Below are 20,100 nucleotides of genomic sequence, written 5' to 3'. Positions count from 1 at the left end.
GATTTGTGTTTTTATTTTGTGTTGTGTAGAGGTGTTTAGAGATGAAAAGAGTAAAATTCAAAGAACTTGTGTTGCGTGCTATGACCTTAGCAGTGTTGTTGGCACCGGTATATGGTGTGCAGGCCGCTGATTTAGAAACAGATACGATTGTGGTTACCGCGTCTAAAACAGCAGAAACTATTAAAGCGGCGCCGCAGGCGGTAGAAGTAGTTACGGCGGAAGATATGAAACGCATGGGCGCTACCGACTTAGTATCGGCCTTGCAGTTGGCTGACAATGTGAGCCTTGCCGAATCGGCTATGACGGGCAATCAGGTCATGCTCCGCGGCATGGATACGAAACATACCCTTATTTTGGTAGACGGTAAGCGTATTGCCGGTGAAGATACGGACAGCACGGCGAACGTGTATACGCTCGGTCGTATGAGTCTTGACACGGTGGAACGGGTGGAAATTGTACGCGGTGCTACGAGCTCCCTGTACGGTTCCGATGCTATGGGTGGTGTTATTAACATCATTACGAAGATTCCGGACAAAGAAGGCGTAACAGTCGGTGTTAATACGGGTACCAGACAGCAGAACAATTACTATCGCTATGATTCCGGCAAACAGGGGCGTTGGAATTTGACCACCGGCGCTCAATTTACCAAAGTTCGCCCGCAGAATATTTTGACCGTAACGGAAGCGTCTGCCACTAAAATGGGCAGTGAAGGCTATAATCGCTACATGTTCGGCAATCGCCAGAATTTTGACATCAGCGCTACCTATGATTTTGAAAACGCCAACAAGAATAAACTTCGTTTGGATGCGAATTATTTTAAAGAAAAACTTCGCACCGAGCTCGCCGATGTACAGGGCATCAGCCGTGGCATGACCTATGATCAGCAAAAAGACAAGGTGGAGCATTACAACAATACGGGCTACGGTGTGAGTGCTACCTATACCGGGGCGACTGCCAAAAACGAATACCAAGTGCGCACGTACTATAATCAGTTGAAAAAAGATTATGACATGAGCAATAATGTGGACTTCTCCTTCTTGGGCCGTTTCAGCAAAGTGGCACAGACCATGATGGAGCGTATGTATCCGAGCTCCGACTATGACCGTGCGAAATACTACACATGGGTAACGGATGCACAGAACACCATGTTCCTCAACGACCAACATACATTGACCTTCGGCGGTGAATATCGCAAGGTGTACTATGCGGGCACCCGTTTGGGCGGCCAATCCGATTCGAACGGTGTGAAAACGCAGGAAGCCCATACGGTTAACTCCTACTCCGGCTTTGTAGAAGATACTTGGCAGGTAACGGATAAACTCATGCTCCAGCCATCGGTTCGCTATGAGCACAACAGCTCCTTCGGCTCCAATGTGTCGCCGCATATCGGCTTAAATTACAGTATTAAGGACAATCTCCGTTTCAAAGCTAACTACGGTAAAGGTTATAAAGCGCCGACCGTGTCCGAACTCTACATGGATATGTGGCACAGTCCGGGCCCAATCATGGTAAACGTAGTGGGGAACCCGGACTTGCAACCGGAAAAATCCACGAACTTCGACTTCTCCTTGGAAGGCGAACGGGGTAATTCCTTCGGCAAAATTACGTACTACAACAATAAGGTATCCAACTTAATAAACTACAATCAGTGGCGTGATGCGGCTACCGGCGTGTACCATGCGCAATATGTAAACGTAAATAAAGCGCAGATTAACGGTGTAGAATTAACGGTGGGCCATAAATTGAGCGACCGTTTGACCTTAAAAGGCACCTACAACTACATCGATGCGAAAGATAAAACTACCGATACTCGTTTGTTGAATCGTGCCAAATCGATTACGACGGTACAACTCGTATACGATGATCACAAGAAGACCGGCTACAATGCAGTCCTTTGGAATAGCTTCACTCATGACTATGCGTACAATGCGAGCGGTCGCAGCAGCACCAGTTACGATCTCTATTCCTTCAATACATTGAACGCAGCGGTAACGCGTAACTTTAATGAAAACTTCTCGGCCTTTGTAGCAGTAAATAACATCCTTGATAAAGATGTGGAAGACCTCAACATGTACGGCCGCGTATGGCGCGTAGGGGCGGAAATTAAGTTCTAATTAACTTCATAATACTAACCTTGACAGGCTAACTTGAGACAGGTAAAATATAAAAAGAAGAAACAGAAGGACGGTACGAGAGACTGTTCGTTTCACGACAATTTACCTTTTAAGTTAGTCCTGTGAGGCTAGTAAAGGATATGGTAGGCACCTGTATATTGCTATAGGTGTATCACTAAGTCTGCTATAGACCTTTTGCCACAGGCAAAGGGTCTTTTTTTGTTATAACCGGGAATCTCAGTTAAGGAGGCTGACAATGGGAGAAGTAAGTTTGAAAGGCAAGCATTTGCTGGGTTTACAGCATGCTACAAAGGAAGAAATTGAACTTATATTACGCGTAGCCAAGAAAATGAAGAAAATCGTCTTATCGGATGATAAGAAGTATCCTTTGTTAAAAGGCAAATCCATCATCAACTTATTCATGGAAAACAGTACGCGCACGCGCAGTTCCTTCGAATTAGCCGGGAAATATTTGGGCGCCGACGTTATTAACATCACGAAGAGCGGCAGCTCCATGGCTAAAGGTGAAAGTTTCCGCGATACTTTGCTTACCGTATCATACATGGGTACCGATGCCATCGTAATGCGTCACAGTGCGGAAGGGTCTCCGTTATACGCCACTAAAGTGGTTGATCCGATTATCATCAACGCCGGTGACGGAGCACATGAACATCCGACCCAGGCTTTACTCGATATGTACTCCATTATCGAACGCAAAGGCACTTTGGAAGGTAAAAAAATCGTTATTGCCGGCGATATCATGCACAGCCGTGTAGCGCGCAGCGATATTTACGGTTTTACCAAAATGGGTGCCGACGTTCACTTGGTTGGTCCGCGTACGTTACTGTATCCGGAACTTGCCAAAATGGGCGTAACCATTCACCACGATGTGCGTGAAGCGGTGAAAGACGCCGACGTAATCAACGTATTACGCATTCAGTTAGAACGTATTAACTCTGCTTTATATCCGACGAATCGTGAATATGCACGCATCTTCGGTATCAATAAAAATGTGTTGGCCTTGACCAAAGACGATGTGATGGTTATGCATCCGGGTCCTATGAATCGTGGTCTTGAAATTGCTCACGATGTGGCTTACAGCGATGAATCGGCCATTCAGGAACAGGTACGCAACGGCGTAGCGGTACGTATGGCTGTATTATACTTGACGATTGTAGGAGGTGACGGCAGTGAACTTGCTGATTAAGGGTGGAACCATTGTAAATCCGAAAAAACAACAACATGAAGTAGCCGATATTTTGGTGAAAGACGGCAAGATTGCCGAAATTGGTCAGAATTTAAGCGCTGACGGCGCCGAAGTATATGATGCAACGGGCCTTGTCGTAACACCGGGCCTCATCGATATGCATACCCATTTGCGTGAACCTGGTCAGGAAGCGAAAGAAGACTTCCACAGCGGTACTCAGGCAGCGGCTGCCGGCGGTTTTACCCGCATCGCCACCATGGCTAACACCAAACCGGTCGTAGACAATGCGGCGTTGGTGCGCGGTTTGCAAAAACAGGCTGAATTAACAGGCCTTGTAAAAGTGGAATTCATCGGTGCCGTAAGTAAAAACCTTGAAGGCAAAGAACTTGCCGAAATGGGCGACATGGCGGAAGCCGGTGTGGTGGGCTTCTCCGATGACGGTCACTATGTGGAAAGCGCCGCTTTCATGCGCCGCGCTTTGGAATACTCCAGCATGTTCAACAAACCGGTTATCGACCATGCCGAAGAAGTGAGTCTCACCCATGAAGGTCATATGCACGAAGGTTTCGTAGCCTATGAAATGGGCGTTAAAGGTCGTCCGGCCGTAGCGGAAGACATGGCCGTAGCTCGCGACTTGCTCCTCGCTCAGATGACCGGCGGTCATATCCATATCGCTCACGTAAGCAGTAAAGATACGGTAGACCAAATCCGTGCGGCTAAAGCGAAGGGCATTAAGGTAACTTGTGAAGTAACGGCTCAGCATTTATCCTTCACCGATGAATACTTGCGTGAATATAATCCGGCTTTCAAAATGGCACCGCCGATTCGTTCCGAAGAACATCGTCAGGCCCTTTTGGAAGGCGTTAAAGACGGCACCATCGATGCCATTATTACCGACCATGCGCCGCATGCGGAAGAAGAAAAAGACGTGGAATTCTGCTGTGCACCGAACGGCTTCAGCGGCCTTGAAACATCCTTGGCAGCCGTTTTGACACATACGTATAAAACCGGCATTTTGACTTTGGATGAAATCGTAAATCTCATGAGTGTTCGTCCGGCCGAAATCATGGGCGTTGATGCGGGCGTTTTAGAAGTGGGCAAAACCGCCGATATCACCGTTTTCAGCACCGACGAAGAGTGGACGGTAGACCGCAATTTATTCTATACTAAAGGTAAGACGAGTCCGTTTGACGGCATGACCTTAACGGGCAAAGCCAAATTGACGGTTGTAGATGGTAATATTGTGATGAAAGAGGGAGTTGTGACTCAGTGAAAGGCAAATTAGTATTACAAGATGGCTCCGTATACGAAGGTAAGCTCTTAGGGGCTAGACCAATCCTCGGCGAAGTTGTATTTAACACCGGTATGACCGGTTACCAGGAAATTTTGACCGACCCTTCGTACGCCGATCAAATTATCACATTGACCTATCCGCTCATCGGTAACTATGGCGTGTACCGCGACATTGCGCAGGCACCGAAACCATATTGCCGCGGTATGATTGTGGGCGAACTTTGTACCTTCCCAAGCAATTGGCAAAATGAAGGCTTATTTGAAGAATATTTACGGGCGTACGGCGTACCTTGTCTCTATGATGTGGATACCCGTGCCATTACTCGTAACATTCGTAATCACGGCGTTATGAAAGGCGTGATCTGCCCGGTAGACACGCCGCAGGAACGCATTGACGCGTTGTTAAAACAGGATTTACCGACCGACCAGGTTATGCAGGTAACCACCAAGTGGCAAGGTTTTCGCGGCAGTGAAAACGCCGAATACCATGTGGCCGTTTATGACTTCGGGGTTAAAGAAAATATCTTGAAATCCCTCGAAGCGAGCGGTTGCCGCTTGTCCATTTTCCCGGCTGACACCAAGGCGGAAGACGTATTGGCCGTAAATCCGGACGGCATTTTCTTATCCAACGGACCGGGGGACCCTTCGGACCTCGGCTACGCCGTTGAAGAAATTAAAAAATTACTCGGCAAAAAACCGATTTTCGGTATTTGCATGGGTCACCAAGTATTGTCCTTAGCGTTTGGCGGCTCCACGTATAAATTACGTTTCGGTCACCGCGGGTCCAACCATCCGGTTAAAGACCTTCGCACCGGCCGCGTGTACATTACCTCCCAGAACCACGGCTTTGCGGTAGATGAAAACAGCTTAAAAGACGCTGATATCACGATTACCCATCGCAGTGTAAACGATAACACCGTAGAAGGTATGCGCCACAACAGCTTGCCAATCATGTCGGTACAATATCATCCGGAAGCATCGCCGGGACCGACTGACAATCTGTACTTGTTCGACGAATTCAAAGCAATGATGAAAGAATATAAATAGAAAGGGCTGACCAATGACAATGGAAAATAAGAAAATACTCGTTATCGGATCGGGCCCGATTATTATCGGCCAGGCAGCAGAATTTGACTATGCCGGTACCCAGGCTTGCCGCTCCCTTCGCGAAGAAGGCTATGAAGTAGTGCTGGTAAACTCCAATCCGGCAACCATCATGACGGACCGCGACATTGCGGACCGCGTATACATTGAACCAATCAGTTTGGAATTTGTAACGGAAGTTATCCGCAAAGAACGTCCTTACGGCTTGCTCGCTACTTTGGGCGGCCAGGTAGGCCTCAACATGGCGGTGGAATTATCCGAAGCGGGTATTCTTGAAAAATACGGCGTAAAATTGTTGGGTACAACTTTGGCGGCTATTAAACAGGCGGAAGACCGTGAACTTTTCAAAGAAGCCATGGAACGCATCAACCAACCGGTACCGGAAAGTGATATTTTCAGCGACGTAGATAAAGCCGTTGAATTTGCCAATAAAATCGGTTATCCGATTATTATTCGTCCGGCTTACACCTTAGGCGGCACGGGCGGCGGCATTGCGGCCAATGAAGAAGAAATGTACATGATTGCCCTTCGCGGCATCAAACTCAGCCCGATTCATCAGATTCTCGTTGAACGCTCGGTAGCGGGCTGGAAAGAAGTGGAATATGAAGTTATGCGCGACAGTGCGGACAACTGCATTATCGTATGTAACATGGAAAATATCGACCCGGTAGGGGTTCACACGGGGGACTCCATCGTTGTGGCACCAAGCCAGACGTTGAACGATATTCAGTACCAAATGCTTCGTACCGCATCGGTAGACATCATTCGCTACCTTGAAATCGAAGGGGGCTGTAACGTACAGTACGCCTTGGATCCGTATAGCAACCAGTACTATGTAATCGAAGTAAATCCGCGTGTATCCCGTTCGTCCGCGTTGGCGTCGAAAGCAACGGGCTATCCGATTGCCAAAGTGGCCGCCAAAGTTGCCCTCGGCATGACGTTGGACAGCATCACTAACGCTGTTACGGGGGAAACGAAAGCTTGCTTCGAACCATCCCTTGACTATGTGGTAACGAAATTCCCACGTTGGCCGTTTGAAAAATTCAACTTGGCCGATCGTACCTTGGGGACTCAGATGAAGGCCACCGGGGAAGTTATGGCCATTGACCGCACCCTGGAAGGCTCCCTTTTAAAAGCCATCCGTTCTTTGGAAATCGGTCTCGACCATATTGAGCTCAAAAAGATTGCTCACGAAACACCGGAACAGCTCATCGAACGTCTTCGTTTGGTAGATGATGAACGCATTTACGTAGTGGCTCAGGCTCTTCGTGCGGGCATCAGCGTGGAAAAAATCCACTTTATTACGAAAATCGACATGTTCTTCATCAATAAGATTAAGAACATCGTAACCTTAGAAAAGAAATTAGCCTCCGAAGGTATTACGGAAGACAACCTTCGTCAGGCGAAACGCTACAGCATGCCGGACAAAGTGATTGCCCGCTATGCCAATGTAACGGCTGACGACGTATTGGCTAAACGTCAGGACATGAAATTATTCCCAACCTACAAATATGTAGATACCTGTGCGGCCGAATTCGAAGCCCATACGCCATACTACTACAGTGCCTATGCTATGGAAGACGAAGTGGTACCTCGCGGTGAAAACAGCGTTATCGTACTCGGCTCCGGTCCGATTCGTATCGGTCAGGGCGTAGAGTTCGACTACTGCTCCGTTCATTCCTCTTGGGCTCTTCGCAAAGCCGGCAAACAGTCTATCATCATCAATAACAATCCGGAAACAGTAAGTACGGACTTTGATACATCGGACAGCTTGTATTTCGAGCCACTTACCGTGGAAGATGTTATGGAAGTTATCCGCAAAGAAAATCCAATCGGTGTAATCGCTCAGTTCGGTGGTCAGACAGCCATTAACTTGGCAGGTCCGCTCGCTGAACGGGGTGTTAAAATCCTCGGTACTTCCGTGGACAGCATCGACATGGCGGAAGACCGTGAACGCTTTGACGAGCTCCTTGCCGAACTCGGTATTCCACGTCCTGTAGGGGCCTTGGTAACGAGCCATGAAGAAGCGTTGGCTGCGGCGCAGCGTTTATCCTATCCGCTCATCGTGCGTCCGTCCTATGTACTCGGCGGCCGTGCCATGGAAATCGTGTACAACGACAAAGAACTTGACGTGTACATGAAAGAAGCGGTAGTGGCCTCCAAAGATCATCCGGTACTTATCGACCGCTATATGGTGGGTATGGAAGTGGAAGTTGACGCCATCGCCGACGGCGAAGACGTATGTATCCCGGGCATCATGGAACAGATTGAACGGGCCGGCGTTCACTCCGGTGACTCCATTGCGGTATATCCGGCTCAGCATTTGTCTGAAGAAATTACGAACCAAATCGTTGATTACACCCAGCGTATTGCTCGCGGTTTGAATGTAAAAGGTATCGTAAACATTCAGTACATCGTAGCTAACGGTGAACTCAATGTTATCGAAGTTAACCCGCGTTCCAGCCGTACCGTACCGTTCATCAGTAAAGTTACGGGCATCAACATGATTGAATATGCAACGCGCATTGCTCTCGGTGAAACGATTAAATCCATGGGCTTACCGACCGGTTTGGTACCGGCTAAAGATTATGTAGCTGTTAAAGCGCCGGTATTCTCGTTCTCCAAAATGGGCCTCGTAGAAATCGCTTTGGGACCTGAAATGAAATCCACCGGTGAAGTTATGGGTATCGGTCGTACCTATTCGGAAGCCTTGTTCAAAGCCATTCACGGCGCCAACATGCGCATTCCTGAAAAAGGCCATATCCTCATGACCGTAGCGGACCGTGATAAAGAAGAAGCAGCACGTCTTGCCAAAGGCTTTATCGACCTCGGCTACCACATTCAGGCAACCGGCGGTACGGGCAAATATTTCGAAGAACATGGTATTCCATGTGTCATTGTTAACAAGATTCACGAAGGTCAAAACAACTGTGCCGATTTGATTCGTCGCGGTGAAGTTGACTTGATGTTGAACACCTTGACTTACGGCAAACGCCCTGAACGCGAAGGCTTCCAGCTTCGTCGTTTGGCCGTTGAAATGGGCACCCCTTGCTTGACATCCTTGGATACGGCACGCGAAGTATTGCGTGTAGTAGCCGGTCGAGCTAATGAAGAAATTAAGATTGAAGTCGAAGCGTTACAAGATTTTGAGATGGAGTGATACACGCAATGAGCGGTTATGTAGAAATGGCGCGAGTGCTCCGCAATGAGCAAATTGGTACCGATGTATGGATTATGGATCTGTATGCACCGAAACAGGCCGCTGAAGCGGAAGTAGGCCAATTTTGTAATGTACGAGTAACCGGCGGAACGGCGCCTTTATTGCGCCGTCCCATCAGTTATGCCGGTTTTGATAAAATTGAAGGCACCATTACGCTCTTGTATCGCGTAGTGGGGACCGGTACGGACATGATGACGCACCTCAAAGAAGGGGATACCCTCGATTGTTTGGGCCCTTTGGGCAGTCGTTTTGAAATGACCGACAACATGCTCCTCGTGGGCGGCGGTGTCGGCATTGCACCGATGCTCTGCATTGCGTCAAAATTGAACGAAATTGAAGATACAACTCGTTACACCAATGAAGAAGACGAAACAGTGATTAAACCGGTGGCGGCTAAAAAAGCAACCGTCGTGCTCGGCTTCCGCAATGAATCGGAAACCTTCTGGGCCGACTTGTTTAAAGCCTATGATGTGCCGGTCTATGTGACTACCGATGACGGTTCCGTTGGGACGAAAGGGTTCCCGACAGCTATTATGCCGGAACTCATTCAGTCTGAACGCGGTGAAATAGCGCGTCAGTTAACGCCGTTTTTACACGGTGAAGCGGCCGGTGAACATTCTGTAGGCGCTGAAGCTGCTGCTACTGCTGAGAATGTAGTCGCCGCTGAGTCTGAATCCTCTGAAAAGGTGGCGAGCATTGGGTTTACGAGCGTGTTGACTTGCGGTCCGACCCCAATGATGAAAGGCGTTGCGAAAGTGGCGTCCGAATTCAGCGTGCCTTGCCAAGTATCCCTTGAAGAACGCATGGGTTGCGGCACGGGGGGCTGCTTAGGTTGCGGCTGTGACGGCCGTGGCGGCAAACGCTACAAAGTATGTAAGGACGGCCCTGTATTTGCCGCTGAGGAGGTGTTTTTCAATGAGTAATACCTCAGATACTAAAATGCATGCCAATCACGGTGCAGACGCCAATTTACACGGTGAAAAAGACTATCAGACTATGGATCACAGCAAAGATTTGAACGGTAAAAAGCCGTCTTATAAAGATTTGGCTGTTGAATTCTGCGGGATTAAGATGAAAAATCCGATTGTGGCTGCCTCAGGCACCTTCGGGTTCGGTTTTGAATATGCCGATTATCTTGACCTCAGCAACGAAGTGGGCGCCATTTCGGTGAAAGGCTTAACGCCGACGCCGCGGAACGGTAATCCGGGCACCCGTATTGCGGAAACACCGTCCGGTGTATTGAACTGTATCGGTTTGGAAAACCCTGGTGCGGAAGCGTTTGTACGGGATATTTTACCAGAACTGAAACAATACGATGTGCCGATTTTGGCAAATATTTCGGCGGCCGACGTGGAAGGGTACGCATTCATGGCGAAGACATTGTCTGTGCCGGGCATTGCGGGCCTTGAAGTCAATATCAGCTGTCCGAATGTTAAAAACGGCGGCATGGCCTTCGGCGTATGCGCTGAATCGGCGGCGGCCGTTTGTAAAACCGTTCGTGAAAACACGAATTTGCCGGTTATCATGAAATTGTCGCCGAATGTAACGGACATCGTGGAAATTGCGACGGCTGTTAAAGAAGCCGGTGCTGACGGCTTATGCCTTATCAACACCTTACTTGGTATGGCGATTGATATTAAAACACGTCGTCCCGTACTCGGTAATTTGTACGGTGGTTTATCCGGTCCGGCCGTTAAACCGGTGGCCCTTCGCTTAGTGCATCAAGTGGCGCAAGCCATCGACTTGCCGATTATGGGCATGGGCGGCATTATGACGGGCACCGATGCCATCGAATTCATGTTGGCCGGTGCGGATATCGTGTCCGTCGGTACAGCAACCATGGTTGATCCATGTGCCATCGGTAACATTGCACGTGAAATGCATGAGTACTGCGAAGCAAGCGGTTTGAATCATGTGAGTGAAGTTGTAGGGGCATTGGAACCGTATAGATTTTAAAAGCTTTAGAAACTTTAAGAGAGTTTGAACTGCATATAGAGAGAATGAAAGGTGCGAGATGAAAATCTCGTGCCTTTTTTGTGTTTAAGCGATTATTACAATAATTATTTTGTCCTAAAGCCATTGAGTTTAGCGTTGAAAATATCTTTAATAAAAATTAAAAGATAAACCGATTTTCGGTTTATCTTTTTGGGGAGGTTTGTTATAATAAAGAAAAAGGAGGTGTTATATATGATTCTGAATTTTGCGATTGAAGGGTTTACGTCGTTTAATGAGCGTCAAGAAATATCGTTTACAGCGTTCAACAAGCAACGTATAAAAAATACCAAATATGAAGAGAACTATGTATTAGAAAGCCCGTTTAGGGAGTGCAAGTCAATATTATTTTTTGGCAATAATGCAGTGGGGAAAACAAATGTAATTTTAGCATTAAGTACATTGAGATATATTTTAAATACAGGAAAGTTTCCTGATCCTCGATGGTTTAATTGGTATAATACTCAAATGGGCTTTGAATTGGTAGTATCAAAAGGGCGAGATTATTACGAATATAAAATAAAAATTAATAGAGACGGTTATATAGTTAGTGAAGCTCTATTAAAGAACGAAGAGAACATTTTTACATTTGATTCGAATATTTTACAAAGTGAGTTGTTGGACAATAAAATTGAAGAAATCTATTCAATCCGCTCAACGTCGCCAGTGCTTTTAAAACTTAAAGATTTTATTCATAAAGAATATGATGAGTTTATGGAAGCAGTTAAAAAGATTAGTGTGGTAATAACCAATTCTTATGATTTAGATGATAAAGGGCTACGATATGAATTTTCTGAAATAACGAAGCAAAAGATTGAGACTAATAAAGCATTAGCTTTGGAATTATTGCAACAAATTGATAGTTCTATTGTTGATATAAGCTTTAAGCTATATGATTTGGAAGAAAAAACATATGAGATTTATTTACATAGATATTCTCGAAGAGAAAATAATAATATTAAACAAAATATAGCGGATGAATCAAGTGGGGTAAAGAAAATAGTGTCATTATTAGCTAAATTGTTGTCGATTTATGATGGGGAAACATTAGTAATTGATGAGTTAGATTCTTCTATTAGTACTCGTTCACTAATGCTTATTTATAACAATATGATTAATAATGGTAGAAATAGATCCGGTCAATTAATAGTATCAACACATAATTTAGAATTATTGAACCTAGACTTATTTGCACCGGAGCAGATTTATATTCTTTCAAAAAATGATTGTTTGTCTACTGAAATAAATTCATTGGCGGATTTTGATTTACGTAGTAGCAATAAGAGGTTAGCTGTTAAATTTTTACAAAGGGAATTCGAGGTATAACAGTGGGGTATAAGCGGAGAAAACGCAATATAATTCAATCGAGTCATTTAAAAATTCATATTGCTTGTGAGGGTCCAAGTGAAGAATCAATTTTAAAAGACGTTTTAAAAGATTATAAGTACATTACTGTTAAAAGTATTGATGGTGGTGGCTATGGTAAGTTTACCAATTATGTAGAACGCAACAAGGATTTATATCCGATATTCTTTATTGTTGCGGATTTGGACAAAGCTCAAAATGATGAATCGGCGAGAAGATTGTTAAATGAAATGATAAAAAAGGTGAATATTTTATCGAATATGAATACTATTTTTTTGACCGGCCCTGAAATTGAATATTGGGTAGCGTGTTGTATTGGAAGGCCAAACCTTACTAGTGATGATTTAAGTGCTATGGATTATAAAAAAGGAAATAAAGTTGCTGATTTTATTAGTAAAAATCATGGCAGCTATTGGTTAGGATGTCAATCAATCACTAATAATAGACTGTATTATAATAAAATGAGTCATAAAGATAAGTACTCAATAGCCCCTGAAAACTTGCAGAATAAGCAGAGTAATCTAGTTAATTTGCTCCCTTATATTCAAAAGATGCAACAAGATAAATTGAATTAAATTTGAATTTTATGATTTTAAATAACATAGAAATAGACTTTCAATATCACCGGTTGGAGAATATCTTCAACCGGTGATATAATATTAAGATAGAGATAAATTGGTAGATTGGTAGGAAGGTGACTATCATGGAATATAACAGTATTGCGGTAGGACGGGCAGCATTGCAGTTGGCGATTACAGAATCGCGTCAAAAAGAACAAGAATTACGTAAAGAATTACAAGAAAAAGGAATTCGCTCCGTAGCGGTTGACTTTGGCGGTCAATTCGTACAGTCCATTCCTAAAATTATAGAACATGCCGTCGTAGCAGCTCAGCGTCAAAAAGTAGTAGCCGATAATCACATCGGCGAAGGAGCCGTTATCGGGGCTACCCAAGAAGCATTGGAACAACTCAAACGTAAGGCCATTGGCCTCAATGTGGGCGGTAAAATCGGCATTGCCCGTTATCGTGAACACATCAGCGTGGCCATTTATGTAGGCGTCGGTATTTTGCATTTGAACGAAATCGCTGTGGCCATTGCTCATAGAAGCTTGCCGGCTAGAGAAGACGAAGTAGGACAAAAGAGCGCGGGAAAATAGATTTTAATCAGTTGCAATAAATAGGGATCAACTAGTACAGTATGGAGTAATTGGAGGCGAATCAGTGAGTTCACTAGCCGTCATTATTTTGACAAAAAATGAAGAAAAACATATCGAAGCAGCCATTCAGAATGTGAAGCAATGTGCGGATGAAGTACTCATTATCGACTCCGGTAGTACGGACAATACAGTAGCCATTGCCGAAAAAAACGGGGCAATAGTTCGTTATCGCGCCTGGGATGATGATTTTGCGGCGCAGCGAAACTTCGCCTTAGAACAAACCTCGGCTGACTGGGTGTTGTATTTGGATGCGGATGAACGCATGGATGAAACAATGTGCCGAGAAATTCGCTACATTGTTGTGGAGAACCGTGTGGGCGAATATGGTTTAAAACGCGAAGTTATCTTTAACGGCCATCGGTTTAAACATGGCATTTTTGCACCGGACATCGTTTATCGATTATTTCCCCGCGAAGCGGTTACCTGGGTAGGCAAAGTGCATGAGCATCCGGAAACGAATTTGCAAAAATCGATACTAAAAGGTGCTTTAGATCACTACTCCTATGAAAGCTGGCATCATTGGCTTCAAAAGGCCGATCATTATACGACAATTTGGGCTGAAGAGCAGTATTCTAAAGGCAAGCGTATTACACTGGGAAAAGCATTTTCGCACTCCTTTGTTGGCGGCTTGCGAGCTTTACTTTTAAAAGGTGCTTTTTTAGATGGCTGGATGGGCGTGTTTTCTTCCTATCAGCACGCATTTTATACCATGCTGAAATATGTAAAATTGCATGAATTGCAGCAACGGGAAAAGGGTAAATAAGCATGGATGATATAGTTATAGTATTGGCGGCTGATGATAATTATGCACAGCACGCGGCCGTAACGGCGGCTTCTATCTTACTTCATACGACTGAGCCGCAACGAGTTTCATTGTATATCTTAAGTGATGGTATAAGTGAAACGAAGCAACAGAAAATTAAAGACACGGTTAACGATTTAAAAGGCCGAGTACAGCTGATAGCCGTGGACGGTGACGCCATCGAAGGCTTTACCAGCGGTCACATCAGTAAAGCGGCTTATTTACGTTTAATGATTCCGGAATTGTTGCCCGACCATGTTGAGAAGGCGATTTACTTTGATACGGATTTAGTTGTGACCGGTGATGTGGCCGAACTTTGGCAGCTGTCATTGGGCGGTCATCCGGTGGGAGCGACGGTTGATTTAGGTATTATGTCATCCAAACGTAGTCGTCGTGAAAAACATGCATCTATCGGCTTACATGAGTTAGATGACTACTTTAATTCCGGTATGATGGTCATTGATGTGTCTCAGTGGCGCGTCAAAAATTATGGCAATGCAGTACTAGCTGAGATTACGTCGAATCAATTTCGTCACCACGACCAGGACGGTTTGAATAAAGTGTTTAAAAATGATTGGCAGGAATTGCCGCTCCGTTGGAATGTTATACCGCCGGTGTTCTCGTTGCCACTAAAAATTCTATGTAGTGCCAAGTGGCGTAAAAAGGCCATTGAGGCCTTGAAAAGCCCGGCCGTAATACACTGGGCGGGGCGCTATAAACCGTGGGAATTTACCTATGAAAAAGCATTTAACGGCATATATTATGAGGCGTTAAAAGAAACTCGTTTTAATGATGCGGTTATGCCACAACTGAGTAAAGATATGCACGGAAAATCCCTTGCAAGACAGCTTATGCGAATTCATTGGGCAAAATTTTGGCAAGCTATAGGTGGATAAACAGATGAAAACATTTTCAAAAGATTTTTTTCAAATAAAAAATTTCATAAAAGAGCGAATAGATTTTAACTACTCGAGCACGGATGAAGGTGCTTACCACATCGCCTATAATGTCAATGACGGGTTCATTCATATCATGGGCGTTTCGGTTGTGTCGGTACTGGAAAATAACAAAGATAAAAACTTTGTGGTTCATATTTTTGTGGACGGTTACAGTCCGGAAAATTTGGCAAAAATCGAAGAAATGGCCAAACAGTGGCAATGTCATTGCATTGTGTACTTGCTCGACATGACGCCGTTTAACGACTTCCATATTAAAGTGGCGCGTTTTTCCAGAATTACCTATGCCCGAATTTATATGCCTAAAGTCATTAAGGAATACAGCGATAAGTTTATTTATCTTGATGCGGACACCATGGTGTGCGATTCGCTTACTGAATTATGGAACATGGATTTGCAGGGCAAGGCTATGGGTGCTGTTTCGGAAACACCGGAATCCGTTGCGTATCGAGCCGGTCATTTGAAGTTAAAGTCCGGTAAATATTTTAACGATGGCGTTATGGTTATAGATATTACCCAATGGGAAATAGACCAAATCACCGAAAAGGCCTTTGCGTATCAGAATGAACCGCCTAGTCGTTTCAAAGGGCAAAGCCAGGACGTGTTGAATTTAGTATTTGATGGTGATTTATATTTCTTGCCGGCTGCTTTTAATGCGTACGGCGGTGCTGCTGAATTTGACGGCAAACCGGTTATTGCTCATTGGACGGGTCGTCGCAAACCTTGGCAAATGGTGTTGACCGATATTGATGCTTTGTGGCGTAAATATAATGCCTTGGCACCATGGGAGACGATTGCGCATGTCTTGCCGGTGAAAAAGCCGGAAAACTACCATGATTTCCAGCAATGGGGCGACTACCAGAAAAAGCAGGGCCATTACGGTAAATTCTTGCAAGGTATTTTCTGGTACAGTGTGTTGCGTGTGATTTATAAATTGGGCGGCAACAAGAAGAATTAGGTGAATAAAGATTAGCAGCTTAATTATTAAAGTTAGGCAGCAATTGAATGTTTGAAGTATTTGATTATTAGGAGTGGCGAAGATGAAAATTGCAATTGCCGGGACCGGTTATGTAGGTTTATCCAACGGCTTATTGCTGGCACAGCATCATGAAGTGGTGGCGTTGGATATTATTCCCGAAAAAGTAGACATGCTGAATAAAGGGCAGTCACCGATTGTTGATGCGGATATATCCGCATTTTTGCAACGTGATGATATTAACTTTAAAGCAACTCTGGATGCTAAAGAAGCGTTCGTGGGTGCCGACTACATCATCATTTCCACGCCGACTAATTATGATCCGAAGAAAAACTTCTTTGATACATCGTCCGTAGAAGCTGTTATTGAAGAGGTATTGAATATTAATCCGGACGCCATTATGATTATCAAATCAACGATTCCGGTTGGTTATACGGCTCAGATGCGCGAAAAATATAACACAGAAAATATTATTTTCTCGCCTGAATTCTTGCGTGAAGGCAAGGCTTTGCATGATAATTTATATCCGTCTCGCATCGTTGTGGGCGAACGGTCAGATCGAGCTAAGGTCTTTGCCAATTTATTGGCTGAAGGGGCCGTTAAAAAGGATATTCCGATTATCTTTACCGGTTCTACCGAAGCGGAAGCAATTAAATTATTTGCCAACACGTATTTGGCATTACGCGTAGCTTACTTCAATGAACTTGATTCCTATGCGGAAATGCGCAATTTAAATACAGCTGAAATTATTAAGGGCGTATGCTTAGATTCGCGTATCGGTGATTTCTATAATAATCCGTCCTTCGGTTACGGTGGTTACTGCTTGCCGAAAGATACGAAGCAATTATTGGCTAACTATCATGATGTGCCTCAGAACTTGGTGTCGGCTATCGTAGAAGCTAACCGCACGCGTAAGGACCATATCGCCGATATGATTATTGAGCGGCAACCGAAAATTGTTGGCGTATATCGTTTGACGATGAAAAGCGACTCTGATAACTTCCGGGCTTCGGCTATTCAAGGGGTTATGAAGCGCATTAAAGCGAAAGGTATTGAAGTTGTTGTGTATGAACCAACATTAGAAGCTGATGACTTCTTCCGTTCGCGCGTTATTCGTGATTTGGCTGAATTCAAAGCCATGAGCGATGTTATCATTACAAACCGTTGGTCTGATGATTTGGCGGATGTGCAAGATAAGGTTTATACGCGAGATTTATTTGACAGAGATTAATTAGAACGGAGCATATTATTTAGTAAATTAAATGGAAATTTTGCTCAGTAATAATGAGTGGTTTGAGAAGGGATTGTGGGGCAATAATGGCTTCCTATAAAGAATTTGATATAACTAAAAAAGTTCTTATTACCGGGGCGGCCGGATTTATCGGTTTTCATTTGGTAAAATTGCTCCTCGATAAAGGGGCTACGATATTAGGTTTTGACAATCTGAACGATTACTATGATGTGTCGTTAAAAGAAAGTCGTTTAGAGATTCTGAAGGCATATTCAAAGTTTACCTTTGTAAAGGGGAACCTAGCCGATGAAGTGGCTGTTAACGGTCTTTTTGAAAACTTCAAACCGGATATTGTAGTTAATTTGGCGGCTCAAGCGGGGGTTCGCTATAGCATCGACAATCCGCGAGCCTATATGGAATCGAATATGATGGGTTTCTTCAATATTTTGGAAGCCTGTCGTCATAGTCCGGTAGAGCATCTGTTGTTCGCCTCCAGTTCCTCGGTATACGGCAATCAGCAGAAGACACCATTTGCCACAACGGATAATGTGGACCATCCAATCAGTCTATATGCGGCCACAAAGAAATCTAACGAGCTCATGGCCTATACATACAGCCATTTGTATGGCATTCCGACTACGGGCTTACGATTCTTTACCGTATATGGTCCATATGGTCGTCCTGACATGGCCTACTTCAAATTCACCAACAAGATTATGAGCGGAACGCCGATTCAGATCTACAATAAGGGTGATATGTATCGCGACTTTACCTATGTTGACGATATTGTGGCAGGGATTGAACGGATGCTATGTAATCCGCCGGCTAAAAATGAAGCAGGGGATGCTTATAAGGTGTATAACATTGGCAATAATAAACCGGAACAGCTTATGCATTTTATCGAAGTCTTGGAACAGCAATTAGGGAAGACGGCTGAAAAAGAATTTTTACCGATGCAGCCGGGCGATGTGTATCAGACCTATGCCGATGTAAGTGAATTGGAAAGGGATTTTGACTTTAAGCCGGAAACTACGATTGAAGAGGGATTAGGGAAATTCGTGGCATGGTACAAAGAATATTACTCAGTGAAGTAGCCGATAAAGGTATAAATTTAAGCAAAGATTGCCTTAGTAATTATAGTTAGTTGAGCATTTTAGTCTGTAGCAGATGCTTTGACTGAACGCTCAAACTATGATATACTATCAAAGTTAACGAAATAAAAGAGCAAATAGTGGTTGACAAGATCTTTTAGATTTGTTATCATAATGAAGTTGAATGAAGTAGAGGCCATCCGCTTCTCACCTGTTGTCTCGAAATAACGGGTTGAATATCTAACTAGTTATCAGTTACGGATGGCATTATGCCGTCCGTTTTTTTATTATAGAAAATAATTTGTTGGAGGTGACTATTATTAGCAAAGATACGCCGCGTATTAATGAAGAGATTCGCGCCCGTGAAGTTCGTGTGGTAAGTGCCGATAATGAGCAATTAGGTATTATGTCGGCTCGTGAAGCTCTTGCGTTAGCCGAAGAACATCAATTGGACTTAGTGGAAGTGGCACCGAACGGTAAGCCGCCGGTATGTCGAATTATGAACTACGGTAAATATCGCTATGAGCAACAGAAGCGCGAAAAAGAAGCTAAAAAGAAACAGAAGACATTTACTTTAAAAGAAGTAAAGCTTCGTCCCCATATTGAAGATCATGACTTCTATGTAAAAATGAAGAATGCTAGTAAATTCCTAGCAGAAGGTAACAAAGTAAAAGTTACCATCATGTTCCGTGGCCGAGAATTGAGCCATCCTGAATTGGGTCAGAATGTATTAACCCGTTTTGCCAAAGAATTGGAAGAACAGGCAGTTGTAGAAAAAGCAGCTAAGCTTGAAGGGCGAAACATGACGATGATATTAGCAAAAAAAGGATAATTGAGGAGGAAACTAATCATGCCAAAAATTAAAACTCGCCGTGCAGCGGCTAAACGTTTTGTACCGACCGGTAGCGGTGAATTCAAACGTGCGAAAGCTTTCAAGAGCCACATCTTAGAAAAGAAATCCCCGGCTCGTAAACGCAATCTTCGCAAAGCAACTTTGGTTAGCAAAGCCGATTACAAACGCGTTGCTAAATGTTTACCATACGCTTAATAGTTAAAATTACTGGATAATGGAGGAAATATACAATGGCTAGAGTGAAAAAGGGCGTAACTGCTCATGCACGTCATAAAAAAATCTTAAAATTAGCTAAAGGCTATCGCGGTACACGTAGTCGTTTGTTCAAAAAAGCAAACGAAACGGTAATGAAAGCATTATACTATGCTCGTCGTGACCGTCGTGCGAAAAAACGCGAATTCCGTAAATTGTTCATTACCCGTATCAATGCGGCTGCCCGCATGAACGGTATGAGCTACAGCCGTTTCATCGCCGGCTTAACTAAAGCAGGCGTTGCAGTTGACCGTAAAATGTTAGCTGATTTGGCTGTTAACGATATGGTTGCTTTCGCTAAATTCGTTGAAGTAGCTAAAAACGCATAAGACAAACGAATAAGAAATATGAGAAAAAAGGTGTAGAGATTCACAAATAAGTGAATATTCTACACCCTTTTTTTTGTACGCCGAATAGGCATGACAAAA

The 20,100-nt window shown here is 44.3% G+C and carries 18 protein-coding genes; all 18 read left to right on the top strand.

Features of this window, described 5'->3' with window-relative positions:
- Window positions 1-41 precede the first annotated feature (41 nt).
- The 18 genes from QZL64_RS07030 (at window position 42) to rplT (ending at window position 20,001) form a co-directional block, all read left to right on the top strand.
- Entirely contained in the window at window positions 42-2,114 is a 2,073-nt protein-coding gene (locus tag QZL64_RS07030; protein ID WP_021841305.1) for a TonB-dependent receptor plug domain-containing protein, read from the top strand.
- 256 nt (window positions 2,115-2,370) lie between these two features.
- A complete protein-coding gene (locus QZL64_RS07025; RefSeq protein ID WP_021841304.1) occupies window positions 2,371-3,321 on the top strand; it encodes an aspartate carbamoyltransferase catalytic subunit in 951 nt (316 codons plus the stop codon).
- Entirely contained in the window at window positions 3,305-4,594 is a 1,290-nt protein-coding gene (locus tag QZL64_RS07020) for a dihydroorotase (protein WP_021841303.1), read from the top strand. The genes QZL64_RS07025 and QZL64_RS07020 overlap by 17 nt, the downstream gene beginning before the upstream one ends.
- Window positions 4,591-5,661, top strand: coding sequence for a glutamine-hydrolyzing carbamoyl-phosphate synthase small subunit (carA, locus tag QZL64_RS07015; protein WP_021841302.1), 1,071 nt, complete (start codon window positions 4,591-4,593; stop codon window positions 5,659-5,661). Before QZL64_RS07020 ends, carA begins: the two co-directional genes overlap by 4 nt.
- Window positions 5,662-5,674: 13 nt before the next feature.
- A complete protein-coding gene (carB, locus tag QZL64_RS07010; protein ID WP_021841301.1) occupies window positions 5,675-8,878 on the top strand; it encodes a carbamoyl-phosphate synthase large subunit in 3,204 nt (1,067 codons plus the stop codon).
- Between the two features lie 8 nt (window positions 8,879-8,886).
- On the top strand, window positions 8,887-9,861 hold the full coding sequence (locus QZL64_RS07005) for a dihydroorotate dehydrogenase electron transfer subunit (RefSeq protein WP_021841300.1): 975 nt from the start codon (window positions 8,887-8,889) through the stop codon (window positions 9,859-9,861).
- 73 nt (window positions 9,862-9,934) lie between these two features.
- Window positions 9,935-10,894 carry a dihydroorotate dehydrogenase gene (locus QZL64_RS07000; RefSeq protein WP_156704317.1) on the top strand — a complete coding sequence of 320 codons (960 nt, stop codon included), beginning with the start codon at window positions 9,935-9,937 and terminating at the stop codon, window positions 10,892-10,894.
- Window positions 10,895-11,125: 231 nt separating this feature from the next.
- Window positions 11,126-12,256: an AAA family ATPase gene (locus tag QZL64_RS06995; protein WP_021841298.1), complete on the top strand. Its 1,131-nt coding sequence runs from the start codon at window positions 11,126-11,128 to the stop codon at window positions 12,254-12,256.
- A 2-nt stretch (window positions 12,257-12,258) separates the two neighbouring features.
- Window positions 12,259-12,870: a hypothetical protein gene (locus QZL64_RS06990; protein WP_021841297.1), complete on the top strand. Its 612-nt coding sequence runs from the start codon at window positions 12,259-12,261 to the stop codon at window positions 12,868-12,870.
- 128 nt (window positions 12,871-12,998) lie between these two features.
- On the top strand, window positions 12,999-13,451 hold the full coding sequence (locus QZL64_RS06985) for a HutP family protein (RefSeq protein ID WP_021841296.1): 453 nt from the start codon (window positions 12,999-13,001) through the stop codon (window positions 13,449-13,451).
- A 64-nt stretch (window positions 13,452-13,515) separates the two neighbouring features.
- Window positions 13,516-14,274: a glycosyltransferase family 2 protein gene (locus tag QZL64_RS06980; RefSeq protein ID WP_021841295.1), complete on the top strand. Its 759-nt coding sequence runs from the start codon at window positions 13,516-13,518 to the stop codon at window positions 14,272-14,274.
- A gap of 2 nt (window positions 14,275-14,276) precedes the next feature.
- Window positions 14,277-15,209, top strand: coding sequence for a glycosyltransferase family 8 protein (locus QZL64_RS06975; protein WP_021841294.1), 933 nt, complete (start codon window positions 14,277-14,279; stop codon window positions 15,207-15,209).
- A gap of 4 nt (window positions 15,210-15,213) precedes the next feature.
- On the top strand, window positions 15,214-16,227 hold the full coding sequence (locus QZL64_RS06970; RefSeq protein WP_021841293.1) for a glycosyltransferase family 8 protein: 1,014 nt from the start codon (window positions 15,214-15,216) through the stop codon (window positions 16,225-16,227).
- An 82-nt stretch (window positions 16,228-16,309) separates the two neighbouring features.
- Entirely contained in the window at window positions 16,310-17,476 is a 1,167-nt protein-coding gene (locus QZL64_RS06965; RefSeq protein ID WP_021841292.1) for a nucleotide sugar dehydrogenase, read from the top strand.
- An 86-nt stretch (window positions 17,477-17,562) separates the two neighbouring features.
- Entirely contained in the window at window positions 17,563-18,570 is a 1,008-nt protein-coding gene (locus QZL64_RS06960; RefSeq protein ID WP_021841291.1) for an NAD-dependent epimerase, read from the top strand.
- Between the two features lie 307 nt (window positions 18,571-18,877).
- Window positions 18,878-19,399: a translation initiation factor IF-3 gene (infC, locus tag QZL64_RS06955; RefSeq protein WP_006555055.1), complete on the top strand. Its 522-nt coding sequence runs from the start codon at window positions 18,878-18,880 to the stop codon at window positions 19,397-19,399.
- Window positions 19,400-19,417: 18 nt separating this feature from the next.
- The gene (gene rpmI / locus QZL64_RS06950; protein ID WP_006555054.1) at window positions 19,418-19,615 is read left to right on the top strand and encodes a 50S ribosomal protein L35; all 198 of its coding nucleotides are present in this window, start codon (window positions 19,418-19,420) and stop codon (window positions 19,613-19,615) included.
- Window positions 19,616-19,650: 35 nt separating this feature from the next.
- A complete protein-coding gene (gene rplT, locus QZL64_RS06945; protein ID WP_021841290.1) occupies window positions 19,651-20,001 on the top strand; it encodes a 50S ribosomal protein L20 in 351 nt (116 codons plus the stop codon).
- Window positions 20,002-20,100: the final 99 nt, after the last annotated feature.

It is taken from the genome of Veillonella sp. CAG:933, from assembly GCF_000431435.1.
Taxonomy (GTDB): Bacteria; Bacillota; Negativicutes; order Veillonellales; family Veillonellaceae; genus Veillonella_A.
This window is presented reverse-complemented; position numbering and strand designations above follow the sequence as displayed.

Coding starts and splice junctions, on each gene's coding strand:
- QZL64_RS06970 (WP_021841293.1), top strand. CDS start 15,214: ATGAAAACATTTTCAAAAGATTTTTTTCAAATAAAAAATTTCATAAAA.
- QZL64_RS07025 (WP_021841304.1), top strand. CDS start 2,371: ATGGGAGAAGTAAGTTTGAAAGGCAAGCATTTGCTGGGTTTACAGCAT.
- QZL64_RS06960 (WP_021841291.1), top strand. CDS start 17,563: ATGGCTTCCTATAAAGAATTTGATATAACTAAAAAAGTTCTTATTACC.
- rplT (WP_021841290.1), top strand. CDS start 19,651: ATGGCTAGAGTGAAAAAGGGCGTAACTGCTCATGCACGTCATAAAAAA.
- QZL64_RS06995 (WP_021841298.1), top strand. CDS start 11,126: ATGATTCTGAATTTTGCGATTGAAGGGTTTACGTCGTTTAATGAGCGT.
- QZL64_RS07030 (WP_021841305.1), top strand. CDS start 42: ATGAAAAGAGTAAAATTCAAAGAACTTGTGTTGCGTGCTATGACCTTA.
- QZL64_RS06975 (WP_021841294.1), top strand. CDS start 14,277: ATGGATGATATAGTTATAGTATTGGCGGCTGATGATAATTATGCACAG.
- rpmI (WP_006555054.1), top strand. CDS start 19,418: ATGCCAAAAATTAAAACTCGCCGTGCAGCGGCTAAACGTTTTGTACCG.
- QZL64_RS07005 (WP_021841300.1), top strand. CDS start 8,887: ATGAGCGGTTATGTAGAAATGGCGCGAGTGCTCCGCAATGAGCAAATT.
- QZL64_RS07000 (WP_156704317.1), top strand. CDS start 9,935: ATGGATCACAGCAAAGATTTGAACGGTAAAAAGCCGTCTTATAAAGAT.
- carB (WP_021841301.1), top strand. CDS start 5,675: ATGACAATGGAAAATAAGAAAATACTCGTTATCGGATCGGGCCCGATT.
- QZL64_RS06985 (WP_021841296.1), top strand. CDS start 12,999: ATGGAATATAACAGTATTGCGGTAGGACGGGCAGCATTGCAGTTGGCG.
- QZL64_RS06965 (WP_021841292.1), top strand. CDS start 16,310: ATGAAAATTGCAATTGCCGGGACCGGTTATGTAGGTTTATCCAACGGC.